The organism is Dyadobacter endophyticus (genome assembly GCF_014641595.1).
Lineage (GTDB): Bacteria > Bacteroidota > Bacteroidia > Cytophagales > Spirosomataceae > Dyadobacter > Dyadobacter endophyticus.
In genome coordinates this window covers 842,928-859,590 of sequence record NZ_BMIA01000003.1, presented here as the reverse complement: position 1 = coordinate 859,590, position 16,663 = coordinate 842,928, and the positions used below count along the sequence as shown (strand labels likewise).

The following is a 16,663-nucleotide window of genomic DNA, read 5'->3' as shown; positions in this document are numbered from 1 at the left end:
ATGATTATTCGATAGTCAGCTTGCGTATACGTTGGTTGGCTGAATCCGTAACAAAAAGATTTCCGTCTTTGTCCAAAGTACACCCTTGCGGATGTTTAAAAAGTGCATTTTCTCCCGGGCCTTCCTTGTACCCTCCCGTTCCGCCCTTGCCCGCGAGCGTTGCAACGTACCCGTCGGGGTATACGAGGCGGATGCAATGGTTCCATAAATCGTTTACATAAAGATTTCCGAGTTTATCGATCTGGATATTGCAGGGCTGGTTGAACATCGCCTGGCCGGCTTCGCCGTCGCGGTAACCGCTTTTGGTGGGCGTTCCGGAGAAGGTGGTTACCAGGCCGTCCTGGGTGATTTTGCGAATGCAATGGTTGTGTTTATCGGCGACGAAAATGTTTCCGTTTTGGTCGAAATTAAGATAAGAAGGCATATAAAACTTCGCCTCCCTAAGTTTGCCGTCCGCATAACCGGGCGTACTGCCGGCGAAAGTGGTAACCTGGCTGTCCGCCAATTTCCTGATCAGGCCATTCTCGGTATCGCAAATCCAGAGCACGCCTGTTTTGTCCAGTTTTACGCCATAGGGCCTTTTGAATTGGGCTGACGCCAGGCCGCCATCCGCTGTGCCGGGCTTGTCGGGCTCGCCGGCTACGGTCACCAGCGTGCCGTCGGAAAATACCCTTCTGATGGCGTGGTTTTCCTGATCGGCTACGTAAATGGACCCGTCGGGAGCGAGTTCGATGCCGATAGGGAACTTCATCAATGCCTGGTTGCCTTTGCCGTCCTTAAAGCCTCCCTGCTCTGCGCCAGCCAGGGTGGAAGTGCTGCCATCGGTTTCAATGCGCCTTACCATGCAATTGCCAAGATCGGCGGCGAACATGACGCCCTTGCTGTCGGTTGCAATGTTGTACAACGTCCTGAATTCCGATTGTTGCGGCGTACCGTCCGTGTAGCCGCCGTCTTTGCCGTCGTCGCCCTTCCCGCTGCCCGAGAAGTAGCTCGTAGTGACGGTATAGAGGTAGCGGAATGCTGCCGCCGAAGTGACTTCTTTGCTGTTCACGGTTAATACCAGCTTCGCTAAACCACATTTCTCGGGTACGACGGCGGTAATTTCAGTATCGGTGACCGCATTGATCGTTGCTTTCAATCCATTGATTTGCAGCGATACTTTTGACGCATCGCTTCCGAAATGCTTGCCTTGTATTTTAATAACAGTACCCTTTTTGCCTGAAAGCGGAGAGAAGCCGCTCAATTCGGGGGCCTCCTTACCGCCGGTAACGGGCGGCGTTGGCGACGGAGCGTCGCCGCACGATAGCCAGATCGCCGAAACGGTTATTAATGTAAATAATAGGAATGCTTTCACGGGTTAATGATAAATCGGGTGGTAACCTGTTGTTGCTGCGATTCAAGTTGAAGCACATAAGCGCCTGCCGGAAGTTTGGAAACATCCAGCTCTGTTTTGCCGTTCACCTGCCTTTTTTCAAGGATCAGCGCGCGGCCGGTCATGTCGGTAACGGTCATTTGTACATTCTGTTGGGTTAATGACCCCTCGATCTGCATTTTGCCGCGGATCGGATTCGGGTATACGCTGAAAGCATTGCGTGATGGCTCCAAGCCTGTCACCACCTCCCTCGGAAAGCTGATCTCCCAAATCTGCCCCTGGCCTTCCAACACGTATAATTTGTTGTCCACGATTTCTGCATCGGTAGGCTGGAAAAAGTCGGCGGCAATGCGGTGGGCATTCAATGTATAGTTGTCGCCGGCTGCGTTTTTCTTCAAATCGAGCATCAGCAGGTCTTGGCCCGGATCTTGCATCGGTCCGTAAGTAGCAGAGCCTTCCTGAAAGTTCAACACAAACCCTTTGCCTTTGTATTCACCTCCAAATCCTGATTTTATATCAAAAACCAAACCCAGCGGAGACCTGTGAGCGGTGAATGTGCTGATAGTAGTGCCGCTTTCGCTGGCGTCCAGCACCTTGCCGGTAGCAGCGTCGCGGTACATGTCGGCATCCGGACCGGCATTCAGGATTGGTTTGCGGAAAGTCAGGTTCTGCGGCTTTTTGGGGTATTGTTTGTCGTCATGAAATGCGCCGATCTGGTAGGCGGTGTAATTGCGGTTGATGAGCCTGTCGTCGCCCGGCTTGTATCCTGCAAACTGCATAGGCGTATCATTCCCGCCCATTTCCCAGGGAAAACCATAATGCGCGCCGGGCCTGATCCAGTTCATTTCCTCGGGGTCGTCGCGGTCGCCGGAATTTTCAACGCTAAACAGATCGCCATTGGCCGCGAATGCGAGGCTGAATGCATTGCGCACGCCGCGCACATGTACGTAAGGTGCGAGCGCAACCGAGTCGTTGGATAGCAGCAGGTTTTCGGTATTAGCAGGTATTTTGAAAATGCAGCTGGTCAATGCCACTTCGCGGAGACCGGGGTAGCGGCCTTCATTGTCCTTTACTTCACCATGATCGGTGCGAGAGCCGCTGGCGATGTACATATCCTTGCCATCGGGCGAAAAGCAGATGGCACTGAACGCGTGGTCGAAGAGTGTTTTGGAAGAGGCGTGTTCCGAAGTTTTGAATACCTCGGTCCAACCGAGCTTGCTACCGGTTAGCTTCGCTTTAACGGCCTTTCCGTACCCCGAAACACCCTGCGCGATAACGACATTACCCACCAGGTGAACGCTTCCTTCGTGCAATGCGAGCCCTTGAAGGTAATTAATACCATGGTCCTGTGCCGAAGCCAACCTTTCAATGGTATGACTTCCCGACACGTTCGTGGTAATGTGAAACAGGTCGCCATTCCAGGCAATGGTGTAAAACGACTTGTCGGAAGCGTCGTAAGCGATCCTGGTTTGGGTGTCGGTGCCTTCGATGCGGAAGAATGGTTTGATCGTCAGGTCGTTGCGAAGCACCCGGGCCGTTTGTGCAAAAAGGGGATTTGCTATGCCCGACAGGATTGATAGAAATAGAATGCCCAGGCAAAAGTGTTTCATACCATCCTGTTAAGGTTTCATATTGCTTTAAAACTCCATTCTCGCAAGCGGGCTCACCGTCTGGTCGCAGAACTCGCCTGCTTCGAACTTGTAGTGCGCTGCAATGGCGATCATCGCCGCATTGTCGGTACAATACTCGAAAGCAGGAATATACACATTCCAGCCGAGCTGGTCGCCGAGTTCCTGCAGCGATTTACGTAAACCTGAGTTAGCGGAAACACCACCAGCGATCGCAATCTCTTTGATACCGGTTTCGCGGGATGCCTTTTTCAGTTTTTTCAGGAGAATATCAATCAATGTAAACTGAATGCTGGCACAAATGTCGGCTATATTTTCCCTGATAAACTCCGGGTTCAGGCGGACCTGCTTTTGGAGAAAATACAGAAACGAAGTTTTGATGCCGCTGAATGAAAAGTCCAGCCCGGGTATTTCCGGAAGCGGGAAAGGATAGGCTTGGGGATTCCCCTGCGCGGCATATTTATCGATCAGCGGGCCTCCGGGATATGGCAGGTCGAGTAGCTTGGCAGTTTTATCAAAAGCCTCACCCACGGCGTCGTCGCGGGTTTCTCCGATGATTTCCATGTCCAGCGGGCCGGTCACTTTCACAATCTGCGTGTGTCCGCCGCTCACGGTAAGGCACAGGAACGGGAAGGCCGGTTTGGGGGCGTCGATGAAGTGCGCCAGCACGTGCGCCTGCATGTGGTTGATCTCGATCAGCGGAATGTCCAGCCCGAGCGCCATCGATTTCGCGAACGAGGTGCCCACCAGCAAAGCACCCAGCAAACCCGGTCCCTTGGTAAAAGCAATGGCATCCAGGTCTTTTTTTGCTATTTTTGCGTCATTCAATGCTTTGTCCACCACAGGCAGAATATGTTGCTGATGCGCCCGCGAGGCGAGCTCGGGAACGACGCCGCCGTACTGGGTGTGGATGAGTTGCGTAGCAACAACATTGGAGCGGATATTCCCGTTTGTTATAACAGCTGCGGAGGTTTCGTCGCACGACGATTCAATTGCGAGGATATTCATACTGTGGAAAATATTCGCAAAATTAAGCATTAACAATAAGATAAGCAGTATCCTGCTGCGAAGCTGTATATGTTAAAATTCCTGAAGGCGCTTGGTAATGGTCTGATCGTAGTTGTCATCTTCGTGCTGCTGGCGCTTGGGATTGCTACTACGGCATTGCAGCTGCCTTCGGTTCAAACCTGGGCCGTCGGGTATCTTACGGCTGATATTTCCGGCAAACTCGGGTATCCTATCAGCATAGGAAAGGTCAATATCAAATGGTTCGACGTGGTTTCGCTCGAAGGGGTTTCGGTCAAAGATACCTCAGGCGCAGACATGATCGACGTCGGCCGGCTCGATGTAAACCTGAATCTCAACAACATCATCCGTGATTCGGCCACGGAGATTTTTCTCGACGAGGTCAATGTTTTCCAGCCGAATGTCCATTTAGTTATCGTTCCCAAATCGGGCGATCTCAATATCGACGGGTTCATCGCCCGCATTAATGAACTCACTGCGCCGGCCGTACCCCGGCCGCCCAACGCGCCCGAGAACAACACCCCTTTCATCATCGGAAAAGCGAAGGTAATCGACGGTACTTTCGGTTATGACGATCCCCGCCAGCCCCGCGACCGTGGTGCACGGGTGTTCGATTACTCGCATTTCAGCCTCAAACACCTCTACGGAGAGCTCAGCGATTTCCTCGTTCAGGGGGATACCATTGCATTTCGTGCCAAAAACCTGAAAACGGTCGATAAGCAGACCGGCCTGGAAATGCATGATCTCGATACGAAATTCCTTTTTTGCCAGAAAAAAATGGAGTTGAAGGAGCTCGACGCACACATCGGCAATTCGCACCTGAAAGACGAAGTGATATTCTACTACAACCGTTCGGGCGAACTGGGCGATTTTAACCATAAGATCCGCATGAAAGGGCACCTGATCGGGAGCCGGGTGGATTCGCAGGACTTGGGGTTATTTTCAAGTTATATCGATGCTTTGAATGAAACCTGGCTGATATCCGGTGATTTCAACGGTAAGGTCGATGACTTTGTGCTCTCGAATACGGATCTGCGTTTTGGGAAAAACAGCAGGCTCATCGGCGATATTGGTTTCAAGGGACTTCCTAAGATCGAGGGCGTGCTGATGGATATCCGGCTGTCGGTCTCCAAAATCGATCCTGTGGACCTGGTGCAGTATTATCCCGAATGGGACATGCACCCCGATCTGCAAAAGTTCGGTTACACGTTGTTGGATGGTACATTCAAAGGAACACTCGAAGATTTTGCAGTGAATGCGTCGGCCTCGTCGGAGCTCGGCGAAGTGTCCGGCGATCTCGTTTTTCACATCGCGGATGCCAAAACTACCACTTATTCCGGCGAGGTTAAAACGGCGTCTTTCGGGCTGGGAACTTTATTGGAAGATGAGGACAACTGGCAGGAGCTCGATTTTGAAGGGAAGGTGTACGGAAAAGGATTAGAACTTTCTTTCGCTTCCGCCGATATGAATGCGATCGTGCACCGTATTGGTTTTCGCAATTACGACTATAAAAACATCCGGTTGAAAGGGAATTTACAAAACCAGTATTTCAATGGCCTTGTTAGCTCCCGCGACAGCAACCTGGTGGTGAGCCTCGACGGCGAGTTCGACCTTTCCAAACAGCAGAACATGTTCGACGTCAAGGGAGTGATCGAAAAAGCCAATCTGAAAGAACTCGGTTTCAGCGAGGACCCGATTACACTCCGCACGCAGCTGAATGTGAATGTGACCGGGAATACGGTCGACGAACTGGTAGGAGATGCCAGATTACTCAATACTTACCTGGTTATGACCAATAAGGAGCGAAACCTGGTGGTGGATACGCTCGTTTTTTCTTCGAGAAACGAGCTCGGCAAGCGCCGGTTGCAGCTCAATAGCGAGTTCCTGACAGCCAAAGTGGAAGGCAATTTCCTGCCGACGCAGGCATGGAACGATGTGAGCCAGGTTTTGGGAGAATATAAATTGTATTTTTTTGAAAATGAGGCCAGCAGGAATGAGTACTACGCCAGAAAGCCCTTAAAGATGCTGTCGCGCAGGTACGAGATCGACTATTCGGTGGAAACCCACAACCTATCGCGCTTCCTGGCATTTCTCAGTCCGGATATTTACGTCTCCCGTGGGGCCAAAGTGGAGGGGATTTTTAAGATGGATAATACGGCGATACTGACTTTGAACGCGGTATCGGATACAGTGAGCTACGGTAAAAACCACTTTATGAAAGCGGAGGTGGATGTTACTACCTCGAAATTCGTGAACAGCGCCGAAGTACTCGCATCCATTCTCGTCACTTCCGACAAGCAGCAGATCAGCAAGATGGTGCCTACGGAAAAAATGGAGCTGGAAGGAACCTGGGATGTCGACCATATCGATTTCAACGGAGCCATTCACCAGGTCAAAAGTACCAACCTGGCTAATCTCGCGGGTGAGATACGGTTCTTGCCGGCGGGCCTCGATATTGGTTTTAAAAATTCAAAACTCAATCTGCTCGACGAGGAATGGAATGTGCCTTCGGAAAGCCTTATTTCGATTGTCGGCAATGACTTTACGATGTCGAACCTCGGATTGGTGAACGGCAAGCAGCGTATTTTCCTGAGTGGTACTGCTTCCGAAGACCCGGAAAAGAGCTTATTGCTGGATATCAAGAACTTCAAACTGGCCAGTTTGAACCCCGTTTTCAATACCAAACTTTCGGGGATTATGGACGGCTCGGCGAAGGTGAAGGACATTTATAACAGTGTGATCCTCGATGCGAACTTTGCCATTGAAGGCCTCGGCTATGCCCAGTACGAGTTCGGAAACCTGCTCGGTACCGGCGATTGGGACCAGACGACCAGCGAGTTGCAGGTCGACGCACAGCTTAATAAGAATGCGAGGCGTGTTTTCAGCCTGGTGGGTTCATATCGCCCGAAACTTGAAACGAATACGCTGAACCTGAAAGCTATTTTCAACCAGGCGGATTTCAAAGCGCTCGAACCTTTCGCCGAAGGCCTCGTGTCCGACATCAGCGGCACGGCACAAGGCGTGGTATCGATCAGGGGCGTTGTCGACGCGCCGGTTTTGGAAGGTTCGCTGACGGTCGACAAGGGTCGGATGAAATTCGATTACCTCCAATCGGTATTTACGTTCAGTGATAAAATCAATTTTACGGAAAGCGAGATCACGGGCAACAATATCCTCGTCACCGACTCCGATGGCAATACGGCCACGTTGCGCGGCGGGGTTTTTCATGACGGTTTCAAGTACTTTTCCCTCGGTTTCAATGCCGACCTCCGGAACTTCAAGATATTAAATACCAGTGCAAAAGATAATGATACATTCTATGGAACGGCCTATGTCACCGGCCCGGTGGCAGTGTATGGCCCGATCGACAACCTCAATATCGAAGCCAATGTGACGAGTAACAAAGGCACCCGCATTCACATTCCGCTGGACGGAGCTACCGAAGTGGTAACGCAGGATTATATTCAGTTTGTTAGTAAAATGGCGCCGGCCGACAGTACCACTGGCACTCCGGCCGATTCCGCCGCCCGGAGCCAGATCGCCGGCGGGATCAAAATGGATTTCAACTTCAACCTCACACCCGATGCAACCTGCGAGATTATTTTCGACAGGCAAACCGGCGACGTGCTGCGTGGAAACGGCAGTGGACGTCTCAACCTGAACATCGATACGCAGGGAGATTTTACGATGGCGGGTACGTATGAGATTGATAAGGGCGAGTACAACTTTACATTGCAAAACGTCATTAACAAGAAGTTCAATATCAAGCCGGGAAGTAAGATCATATGGGCGGGTGATCCCTACGGCGCGCAGCTGGATGTAAAAGCCGGGTACACGCAGATGGTGTCACTGGCGGGCGTATTGCCGAACACCAGTAACCTGGGAACGGGGAGCGGCGATGCATTGTCGAGGAGGTATCCGGTGGAAGTGACCATCGGGTTGTCGGAGCGGCTGATGTCGCCTACCATCCGGTATGATCTCAAAATCCTCGATAACCCATCTTTGAGCACTTACCGGGGCCAGCTGGAAGCATTTCAGAACAAGCTGAAATCCGACGAACAGGAGCTGAGCCGACAGGTGAGTAGTCTGCTAGTAGTGAACCAGCTGCTACCCGAAAGCAGCCTCGCAACGGTTGGCAGCCAGAACTTCCTCGGTAGCAGTATCAGCGAGCTCGTATCGAACCAGATCAGCCGCTGGGCTTCGGGTATTAATGAGAATCTCGAAGTCGGGGTGTCGGGCCTCTCACTCGACCAGAATGCCTTGAACAACCTGCAACTACGCTTTTCGTACCGCTTTCTGAACGATCGCTTCCGTGTAACGCGTGACGGACGTTTTACCTCCGGCACACAATCGCAGACAGGCTCTTCGCAGTACGACGCGGCGAGTCTGCTTGGTGAATGGACATTGGAATACTGGCTGAATGCAAAGGGCTCGGTGCGTGTGAAAGCCTATAACCGGAATATCCAGAACAACTTGTTGAGCAATACAGGCACCTTCACGACCGGCGGTGTGAGCATGCAATTTACCCATAGCTTCAACCGCTTCACCCGCGCTCCGAAACCGGGTGTGCGGATCCCTTTCCTGCCAGCGGACTCTACGCGACAGGACACGACGAGGAAATTGATTTCAGAAAAAGAATCTACGCGCTAGCGCCTGCCGCCAATTCCTGCTTGATCGCGTGAATGCGGTCGTTGAAATGCAAGGTTGGGAAATCAAGCCCCGGTACGCAGGTGGCACCCAGGTAATCCATCACTTCCTGCGGATGCGGTACGCGCTGGCCTGTGGCGACATTAATATGCTTCGAAGTGGTCCAGAGTACGGTTTTGAGCTCGGTACGGAGGTCGTTGGTCATGAAATATTCGGTCACCATCGTGTCCTCGTTATAATATATCACACGCGAGGTAATGCGCACCCATTCGCTGATACGCGCGGGCCTTACGTACGCGATCTGGTGCTGGTACACGACCCAGCTCGTACGCAGCTCGCGGAACATCGCTTCAAAACTGAAACCATACAATTTGGAAACCTGGTCTTCCCGCGCGTTGAAAAAGTAATCGAAATATTTGGAGTTGTTCAAATGCATCAGCGGGTCGCAATCCTGGAACCGGATGATCACCCTCGATTCCGCCTCTACGGGCATGTCGGACAGTTTGGCAGTAAACAGCATGGTTTTTAGTTTATCTTGTTAGAAGTGTTATTCTCCACGGTAGCGCACGGCCAGCCCGCTCAGCATATAGCCTTCCTTATTCACGCTTGTATAATATTTGTATTTGACATTGATAATCGCATCGGCCCCGATCTTCTGGGCCTTCATCACCAGGCGCGCGGTAAGGAGCTCTTTGGTTTTGGCATCATTGCCCCGGAACATCATTCTTTTATCCTTCGTCTGATCGGCCGTCAGCGAATCCTCGCTGCCTATCTCCACCACCGCGAGTTCGGAATAGGGGCGTTCCAGCGGCTGGTTGTCGTACAGGACCTCGATAGGATATTTGGTATTGGATGAAATCGGTATGCCGGTGCCGGCACAGGCGGACAGCACAACGGCTGCCAGGAAGGAAAACAAAAGGGGGGCTTTTTTAATCTTGATCATTCTCTTTCAATGGGGGACATATTTAAAAACTGTTGGCGGCTTGCATGCAACCCATACACACCAGGCACGACATTATGTTGCAACGTATATTATTTTGCCATTTGTCACCAATCCATTGTTAAATGTGATATTGTGCATTATTTTCAAGGATTATAAATCTAAACTAATTGATTTTAATATGGTCATGAAATCTAGAAGAACAAATTTGTTCAGGCAGGGCTCGCTCGTCGGAATGATGCTTGCTGCAATGCTGGCAATGCCTTCCGAAGCGCAGCAATTGCCGAAAGGGATTACGAAGGTGACATCCGTTGAAGGGATCACGGAATATAATCTCGAAAACGGTCTGAAAGTGCTGATGTTTCCCGATCCTTCGAAGCCGACCGTTACGGTGAACGTCACTTACCTCGTGGGATCCCGTCACGAAGGTTATGGAGAAACCGGTATGGCCCACCTTTTGGAACACCTTGTATTCAAAGGCTCTCCAAAGCATACCAACATCCCGCAGGAGCTCACTGAGCACGGCGCACGGCCCAACGGTACAACATGGTATGACCGTACCAACTATTTCGAAACCTTTTCGGCCTCAGACGAAAACCTCAAATGGGCGCTCGACCTCGAATCGGACCGGATGGTGAACTCGTTCATCGCAAAAAAAGACCTCGACAGCGAATTCAGCGTAGTACGCAACGAATTCGAATCCGGTGAAAACGACCCTGGACGTGTGCTGATGCAGCGCGTGATTTCGGGCGGCTACCTCTGGCATAACTATGGCAAATCGACGATCGGTAACCGGTCCGATATCGAACGTGTACCCATTGAAAACCTGCAAGCCTTTTACAAAAGATACTACCAGCCCGACAATGCGGTACTGACCGTTGCAGGCAAGATCGACGAAGCCAAAACGCTGGCGTTGATCAACGAATATTTTGGGAAAATCCCAAAACCCACCCGCGTCCTGCCTAAATCCTACACCGTAGAGCCTACGCAGGACGGCGAGCGTTTTGTAGAACTCAAAAGGACCGGCGACGTGCAAATGCTCATGGCGATGTACCACATCATGCCCGGCTCACACGCAGATTACCCCGCCATGGAAGTGTTCACCGAAGTGCTGACTACCGAGCCGAACGGCAGATTGTACAAAAACCTGGTCGATACCAAGAAAGCATCTTCGCAATTCGGTTACAGTTTCCAGCTGTACGACCCGGGATTCGTGTTGTTCGGGGCTGAAATTTTGAAGGAAAAGTCGCTGGATGAAGCCAGAAAAGCATTTGTAGCCACGCTCGACTCGGCGGCGATCGTGAAACCGTCGAAAGAAGACGTCGAACGTGCCAAAACGACCATTCTCAAAAACTGGGACCTGGAATTCCGTAACTCCGAAAGGGTAGGGTTGAGCATCAGCGAAGCGATCGCGACCGGCGACTGGCGGCTTGCATTCCTGTTCCGTGACAATATCCGTAAGGTAACGCCGGAGGATGTGGCCCGCGTTGCGCAATACTATCTCAAACCATCCAACCGTACGCTCGGTACATTTACGCCGGAAGCTAATTCGGTAAGGGCCGAAATCCCCGAAGCGCCGAAAGTAGCCGATCTCGTAAAAGACTACAAAGGCGAAGCGGTAGTAGCCGAAGGCGAAGCTTTTGACCCGTCACCGGCGAATGTGGAAAGCCGCACCGCGCGGGTCGAGAAAGCCAATACCATTGAAACCGCATTGTTGCCCAAAAAGACCCGTGGAAACGTAGTAGCCGCGCGCATTACATTGCGTTACGGTGACGAGAAAAGCCTGCAAAACAAGGCGACCATCTCCGACCTCACGGGATCGATGCTCGACAAGGGTACCAAAACCAAGACCCGCCAACAAGTGAAAGACGAGTTCGACCGCCTGAAAGCGCGCGTGAGTTTCTTCGGTGCTGCAAACCAGGCCGGGGCCAGCATTGAAACAACAAAAGAAAACCTGCCGGCGGTGATGAAACTGGTAGCCGAGGTTTTGAAAACCCCCGCGCTGGACGAAAACGAGTTTGAAAAACTGAAACAGGAGGAGCTCGCAGGCATCGAATCGCAACGAAGCGAACCGCAGGCGATCGCATTCAACCAGTACCGCCGCATTGTCTCACCTTACCCAAAGAGCGACGTACGTTATGTAGGCACTTTCGATGAAGATGTGGAAGGTATTAAAACGACCACGATCGATCAGATCCGTCAGTTCCACAAGGATTTTTATGGAGCTAACAATGCATCTGCAACAGTTGTAGGGGATTTCGACAAAGAGGAGATCCAGAAAATCCTGAACGATGAGTTCGGAAGCTGGAAGAGTGCTAAGCCCTTTACACGCATTGCATCGCCATATCAGGTCGTGAAGTCGGAAAACAAATCCATCGAAGCGCCCGACAAGGCGAATGCGATGTTTGTTGCGGGGCTGAATTTGCCGTTGCAGGACACCGACCCTGATTATCCGGCGTTGATTATGGGTAACTACATGCTCGGAGGCGGGTTTTTGAACTCACGCCTCGCTACCCGCATCCGCCAAAAAGAGGGATTGAGCTACGGCGTAGGTTCGCAGTTCTCGGCTAGTCCGCTGGATAAGAATGCAACATTTATGTCGTACGCCATTTACGCCCCGCAGAATGCCGAAAAACTGGAAGCCGCATTCAAGGAAGAGATCGACAAAGTAATGAAGGAAGGATTCACAGCCGATGAATTGAAGGCTGCTAAATCGGGTTACCTGCAATCGCGGCAAGTGGCTCGCTCACAGGATGCCTCGTTGACGAACACGCTTACCAGCAACCTCTATTTGAACCGCACGATGCAATGGGATGCGGATTTCGAGAAAAAGATCGACGCGCTGACGCCGGATCAGATCAAGGCCGCATTCAACAAGCATATTGATTACAACAAGCTCGTGATCATCAAAGCGGGCGATTTTGAAAAAGCTAAAAAAGGTGCCCCGGCAGCCGGAGCGCCGGCCCAGCTTGGTGGAAGCGATAAAAAGTAAGATTAGAATAAGATTAAGATTCAGAAAACCGGTCGTGAAAAGCACGCCGGTTTTCTGCTTTTAAACGTAGTACATCTTTATCTTTGTCGAGTACTTACAGGAACCTTACTGCTGTCAATAGCATCGACATGAAATTGATCTACCATCCGCTTCTCAGAGTTTTGTTCACCGGGCTTGTTCTCAGTCAACCGGTTTTTAGTCAAACTAAACCTAAAACCAGTCCTTCGGTTACCAGGCTGGAAAGGCCGAAATTGGTGGTCGGTATGGTTGTTGACCAAATGCGTTACGATTACCTGTACCGGTATTACGACAAATACAAGGAGGGCGGTCTGAAAAGACTCATCAATGAAGGCTTCAACTGCCGGAATAACCATTATCACTACGCATTGACTGTAACGGCGGCGGGCCATTCGGCGGTTTATACCGGCTCGATGCCTGCCATGAACGGTATCGTGGGCAACGACTGGTATGACGCCGCGCAGGCCAAAAATGTATATTGTACGGACGACAACACGGTGGCAACGGTAGGGAGTAGCAATGTGACGGTGGGTAAAATGTCACCGAAAAACCTCCTGGTAACTACCGTAACCGACCAGCTCCGCATTGCCACGAATTTTCGTTCCAAGACCGTCGGAGTCGCGATTAAAGACCGCGCGTCCATTCTCCCGGCAGGTCACGCAGCATCAGGCGCTTACTGGTTCGATTCCAAAACCGGAAATTTCGTGACGAGTACGTATTATATGAATAGCCTGCCACAATGGGCTACCGACTTTAACAGTCAGAAAAAGCCTGCCGAATACATGGGAAAAGGCTGGAATACGCTCCTCCCCATTGAACAATATACTCAAAGCTCGCCTGACGACGTGCCCTGGGAAGGCAAGCTTTCAAACGCAGCCAAGCCAGTATTTCCGCACGATCTTACGGGCAATGCGGGCGATGCGTATGGTCCGTTGACTACCTCGCCATGGGGCAATACCATCACCAAAGAAATGGCCATCGCGGCGATTAAGGGAGAAAATCTTGGAAAAGGTGCGGAAACGGATTTCCTGGCGGTGAGCTTCTCGTCTCCCGACCGCATTGGCCACATGTTTGGCCCGAACTCGGTGGAGCAAGAGGACGACTACCTGAAATTGGACAGAGAATTTGCCGATTTCTTCAACTTCCTCGATAGCTGGGCCGGAAAAGGTAATTATACCGTGTTCCTCACCGCGGACCACGGTGCGATGGATGTGCCTGCATTCTGGCAAGAGCATAAGTTGCCCGCGGGACTCATGAATGCGACCACCCTGACCCGCACCATTGTGAAAACCTTGAACGACGCATATGGTGAGGCGGAATATGTTTCTGCATTTGAAAACTACCAACTTTACCTCAACAAGGCAATCCTGAAAGAGAAAAAGATCACCGTTACGGATGTGTATCAGACTTTGCGTGATGCATTGCTAGCCGTGGACGGCGTGGCCGATGTGATCAACCTGCGCGATATGGGCAAAGCACCGTTGAACACCTATCAGTTGGAATTGTTTAAGAACAATATTAATGCCAAACGCAGCGGCGACTTGCAGGTATTGTTGCAGCCGGGCTGGTTTGCCTCGACTATGAGCACCGGTACGGATCACGGCACACCTTACAATTACGATACGCACGTTCCTTTCCTGTTGTACGGCTGGGGTATCAACAAAGGCGAAACGCTTCGTCGCACTTCCATTGCCGATATTGCACCAACCATTTCGGCATTGCTGCACATATTGCCGCCGAGCGGGAATGTGGGCAATCCCGTGCAGGAAGCATTGAAAAAGTAATTTGAAAAAGGATATCCGCTGCGGGGCCATACCGGGTTCCGCAGTTTTTTGTTTTACCTAAATCCCTTAATTGTGAGAAAATTAGCTTGCTGGGTAATGGCTGCAATGGCAACTACGGCCGTTTCTGCGCAAACCCCGAAGAAGGTCACCCCTCCAAAGACCGCGGCCACGAAGGCGACTGCGCTTGCCCGTCCAAAATTGGTTGTAGGTATTGTGGTGGATCAAATGCGTTACGATTACCTGTACCGGTATTATGACCAGTATACCGAAGGCGGTTTCAAAAGAATGATGAATGAGGGTTTTAACTGCCGCAACAATCATTACAGCTACGCGCTTACAGTTACCGCTGCCGGGCACGCGTCGGCCTACACGGGCTCTATTCCTGCAATCAACGGGATCGTCGGCAATGAATGGTACGACCCCATTGTGAAGCAGGATGTGTATTGTGTGGAAGACAGCACTGTAAAGACCGTCGGAAGTAACAATGTGGCAGTAGGTAAAATGTCTCCCAAAAACCTGCTCGTGAGCACCGTCACCGATCAGCTCCGCATTGCGACGAACTTCCGCTCGAAAACCATCGGTGTTGCCATTAAAGACCGTGGTTCGATCCTTCCCGCCGGTCACGCGGCAAATGCAGCGTACTGGTTTGATTCCAAAACCGGTAACTGGGTGAGCAGTACCTATTATATGGACGACCTGCCGCAATGGGCGAAGGATTATAATGCGAAGAAAATGCCTTCCGAATATCTCAAAAAAGGCTGGGACCTTTTGCTAACTGCGGATGCTTACACGCAAAGTTCTCCCGACGACGTGGCTTGGGAAGGCAAATTGCCGGGCGCTAAGAGGCCGGTGTTCCCTTATGAGCTTATGGGCATGTCGGGCGACGCTTTCGGGATTGTGACCGACACGCCCTGGGGCAACACCCTCACGAAAGAAATGGCTATCGAAGCCATCAAAGGTGAGCAACTTGGAAAAGGAAAAGATACCGACTTTCTCGCGATCAGCTTTTCTTCGACGGACAAGATCGGGCACCGGGTTGGACCGAACTCGGTTGAGCAGCAGGACGATTTTCTGCGTTTGGACCGTGAATTTGCGGATTTGTTCAACTTCCTGGATGGCTGGGTAGGAAAAGGTCAATATACAGTGTTCCTCACCGCGGACCATGGTGTAGTGGATGTTCCCGGTTTTGCGCAGGAGCATAAACTGCCGGCTGGCCTTGTCGACCGCAAGTTGCTGACCAACTCCGTTACCGATGCGCTGAATGCGGCTTTTGGGAAAGATAAGTATGTGGTAGCGACAGACAACAACCAGCTCTATTTCGACCACAGCCTTTTAAGAAAGAAAAACATTACCCTCGCAGCCGTGTATAGCGTGGTACGTGACGCGGCTTTGACCGTACCGGGTATCGCGGATGTGATCGACCTGACCGACATGGGCAAGGCGCCACTTAACAGCTATCAGTTGGAATTGTATAAAAACAATGTAAATGCAAAACGCAGCGGTGATTTGCAGGTGATTTCTCAGCCGGGCTGGTTCTATGGCACTTCCACGGGAACTTCACACGGCACGCCTTACAACTACGACACCCAGGTGCCATTTGTCATGTTCGGATGGGGAATTAATAAAGGGGAGACCGTAAGGAGAACTTCGGTTTGCGACATCGCGCCTACCATTTCTGCGTTGTTGCACATCCTGCCAGGCAGCGGGAACATCGGACTTCCGGTGGAGGAAGCGCTGAAAAAGTAATTTTGTGTTGTAAATTAAAAAGCCGTGAGTACGACCCGATCGTGCTCACGGCTTTTTTTGATCTGTTTTCAATTCAGGATTCTTCCACTATCAGGACAATACCGTCCGTTTTCTTGATCACAACTTTGCTGCCGGCAGGAATGTTGTGATGAGTTTCTGAAATGGCTTTCCATTCGGCACCGCGGTAATAGATACGGCCTTCGCCATTGTCGGGAATGTCGCGAATGACCATGGCTGTTTCGCCGGTAAACTCGCTGTATTCTGCTGCGGACCGGCGTTCGAGGAGTTTGCGCGCGTGTTTGCGGAGTACGAGCAACGAAACCAGTGAAATCGCTGAAAAGGCCAATATCTGGCTTTCGGTGCTTGGCAGCAGTCCGATTGAGGTAAATAGGGAGGTTATTAATGCGCCTGCCGCGAAAAATACGAACACGAGCATCACGCTGATCAGTTCTGCCAGAAGCATTACCAGTCCTACGATGAGCCAAATCTGTGGTAAGGTCAAATCCATGA

The 16,663-nt window shown here is 51.3% G+C and carries 10 protein-coding genes; 4 read left to right on the top strand and 6 right to left on the bottom strand.

Going from position 1 to position 16,663, the window contains the following annotated elements; genetic code table 11:
- Nucleotides 1-4 precede the first annotated feature (4 nt).
- Genes IEY24_RS23355 through tsaD form a run of 3 tightly spaced genes read right to left on the bottom strand, consistent with a single transcriptional unit; the run spans nucleotide 5 to nucleotide 4,008 of the window.
- Nucleotides 5-1,354, bottom strand: coding sequence for an IPT/TIG domain-containing protein (locus IEY24_RS23355; RefSeq protein ID WP_188936626.1), 1,350 nt, complete (start codon nucleotides 1,352-1,354; stop codon nucleotides 5-7).
- Nucleotides 1,351-2,982 carry a T9SS type A sorting domain-containing protein gene (locus tag IEY24_RS23350; protein WP_188936624.1) on the bottom strand — a complete coding sequence of 544 codons (1,632 nt, stop codon included), beginning with the start codon at nucleotides 2,980-2,982 and terminating at the stop codon, nucleotides 1,351-1,353. The genes IEY24_RS23355 and IEY24_RS23350 overlap by 4 nt, the downstream gene beginning before the upstream one ends.
- Before the next feature lie 27 nt (nucleotides 2,983-3,009).
- A complete protein-coding gene (gene tsaD, locus IEY24_RS23345; protein ID WP_188936622.1) occupies nucleotides 3,010-4,008 on the bottom strand; it encodes a tRNA (adenosine(37)-N6)-threonylcarbamoyltransferase complex transferase subunit TsaD in 999 nt (332 codons plus the stop codon).
- Nucleotides 4,009-4,077: 69 nt separating this feature from the next.
- Here tsaD and IEY24_RS23340 point away from each other — a divergent pair, with 69 nt between their 5' ends.
- Nucleotides 4,078-8,676, top strand: a complete 4,599-nt coding sequence (locus IEY24_RS23340; protein ID WP_188936620.1) for a translocation/assembly module TamB domain-containing protein — start codon at nucleotides 4,078-4,080, stop codon at nucleotides 8,674-8,676.
- Here the strand turns inward: IEY24_RS23340 and IEY24_RS23335 are convergent.
- Both IEY24_RS23335 and IEY24_RS23330 read right to left on the bottom strand, forming a co-directional pair.
- On the bottom strand, nucleotides 8,666-9,193 hold the full coding sequence (locus IEY24_RS23335; RefSeq protein WP_188936613.1) for an acyl-CoA thioesterase: 528 nt from the start codon (nucleotides 9,191-9,193) through the stop codon (nucleotides 8,666-8,668). The genes IEY24_RS23340 and IEY24_RS23335 overlap by 11 nt on opposite strands.
- A gap of 27 nt (nucleotides 9,194-9,220) precedes the next feature.
- On the bottom strand, nucleotides 9,221-9,616 hold the full coding sequence (locus tag IEY24_RS23330; RefSeq protein WP_188936611.1) for a hypothetical protein: 396 nt from the start codon (nucleotides 9,614-9,616) through the stop codon (nucleotides 9,221-9,223).
- Between the two features lie 178 nt (nucleotides 9,617-9,794).
- Here IEY24_RS23330 and IEY24_RS23325 point away from each other — a divergent pair, with 178 nt between their 5' ends.
- The 3 genes from IEY24_RS23325 to pafA (IEY24_RS23315) all read left to right on the top strand — a co-directional run bounded on the left by IEY24_RS23325 (nucleotide 9,795) and on the right by pafA (IEY24_RS23315) (nucleotide 16,153).
- Nucleotides 9,795-12,605: a M16 family metallopeptidase gene (locus tag IEY24_RS23325; RefSeq protein WP_188936608.1), complete on the top strand. Its 2,811-nt coding sequence runs from the start codon at nucleotides 9,795-9,797 to the stop codon at nucleotides 12,603-12,605.
- Nucleotides 12,606-12,733: 128 nt separating this feature from the next.
- The gene (gene pafA / locus IEY24_RS23320) at nucleotides 12,734-14,407 is read left to right on the top strand and encodes an alkaline phosphatase PafA (RefSeq protein WP_188936606.1); all 1,674 of its coding nucleotides are present in this window, start codon (nucleotides 12,734-12,736) and stop codon (nucleotides 14,405-14,407) included.
- A gap of 105 nt (nucleotides 14,408-14,512) precedes the next feature.
- Nucleotides 14,513-16,153 (top strand): alkaline phosphatase PafA, encoded by a 1,641-nt coding sequence (pafA, locus tag IEY24_RS23315; protein WP_188937351.1) that lies wholly within the window; start codon nucleotides 14,513-14,515, stop codon nucleotides 16,151-16,153.
- A gap of 73 nt (nucleotides 16,154-16,226) precedes the next feature.
- Here the strand turns inward: pafA (IEY24_RS23315) and IEY24_RS23310 are convergent, their stop codons facing one another.
- Nucleotides 16,227-16,661 (bottom strand): NfeD family protein, encoded by a 435-nt coding sequence (locus tag IEY24_RS23310; protein ID WP_188936604.1) that lies wholly within the window; start codon nucleotides 16,659-16,661, stop codon nucleotides 16,227-16,229.
- Nucleotides 16,662-16,663: the final 2 nt, after the last annotated feature.

Excerpts from the sequence above, each read along its gene's own strand:
- IEY24_RS23310 (WP_188936604.1), bottom strand. The coding sequence starts at position 16,661 with ATGGATTTGACCTTACCACAGATTTGGCTCATCGTAGGACTGGTAATG.
- IEY24_RS23350 (WP_188936624.1), bottom strand. The coding sequence starts at position 2,982 with ATGAAACACTTTTGCCTGGGCATTCTATTTCTATCAATCCTGTCGGGC.
- IEY24_RS23325 (WP_188936608.1), top strand. The coding sequence starts at position 9,795 with ATGGTCATGAAATCTAGAAGAACAAATTTGTTCAGGCAGGGCTCGCTC.
- pafA (WP_188937351.1), top strand. The coding sequence starts at position 14,513 with ATGGCAACTACGGCCGTTTCTGCGCAAACCCCGAAGAAGGTCACCCCT.
- tsaD (WP_188936622.1), bottom strand. The coding sequence starts at position 4,008 with ATGAATATCCTCGCAATTGAATCGTCGTGCGACGAAACCTCCGCAGCT.
- IEY24_RS23335 (WP_188936613.1), bottom strand. The coding sequence starts at position 9,193 with ATGCTGTTTACTGCCAAACTGTCCGACATGCCCGTAGAGGCGGAATCG.
- IEY24_RS23330 (WP_188936611.1), bottom strand. The coding sequence starts at position 9,616 with ATGATCAAGATTAAAAAAGCCCCCCTTTTGTTTTCCTTCCTGGCAGCC.
- pafA (WP_188936606.1), top strand. The coding sequence starts at position 12,734 with ATGAAATTGATCTACCATCCGCTTCTCAGAGTTTTGTTCACCGGGCTT.
- IEY24_RS23340 (WP_188936620.1), top strand. The coding sequence starts at position 4,078 with ATGTTAAAATTCCTGAAGGCGCTTGGTAATGGTCTGATCGTAGTTGTC.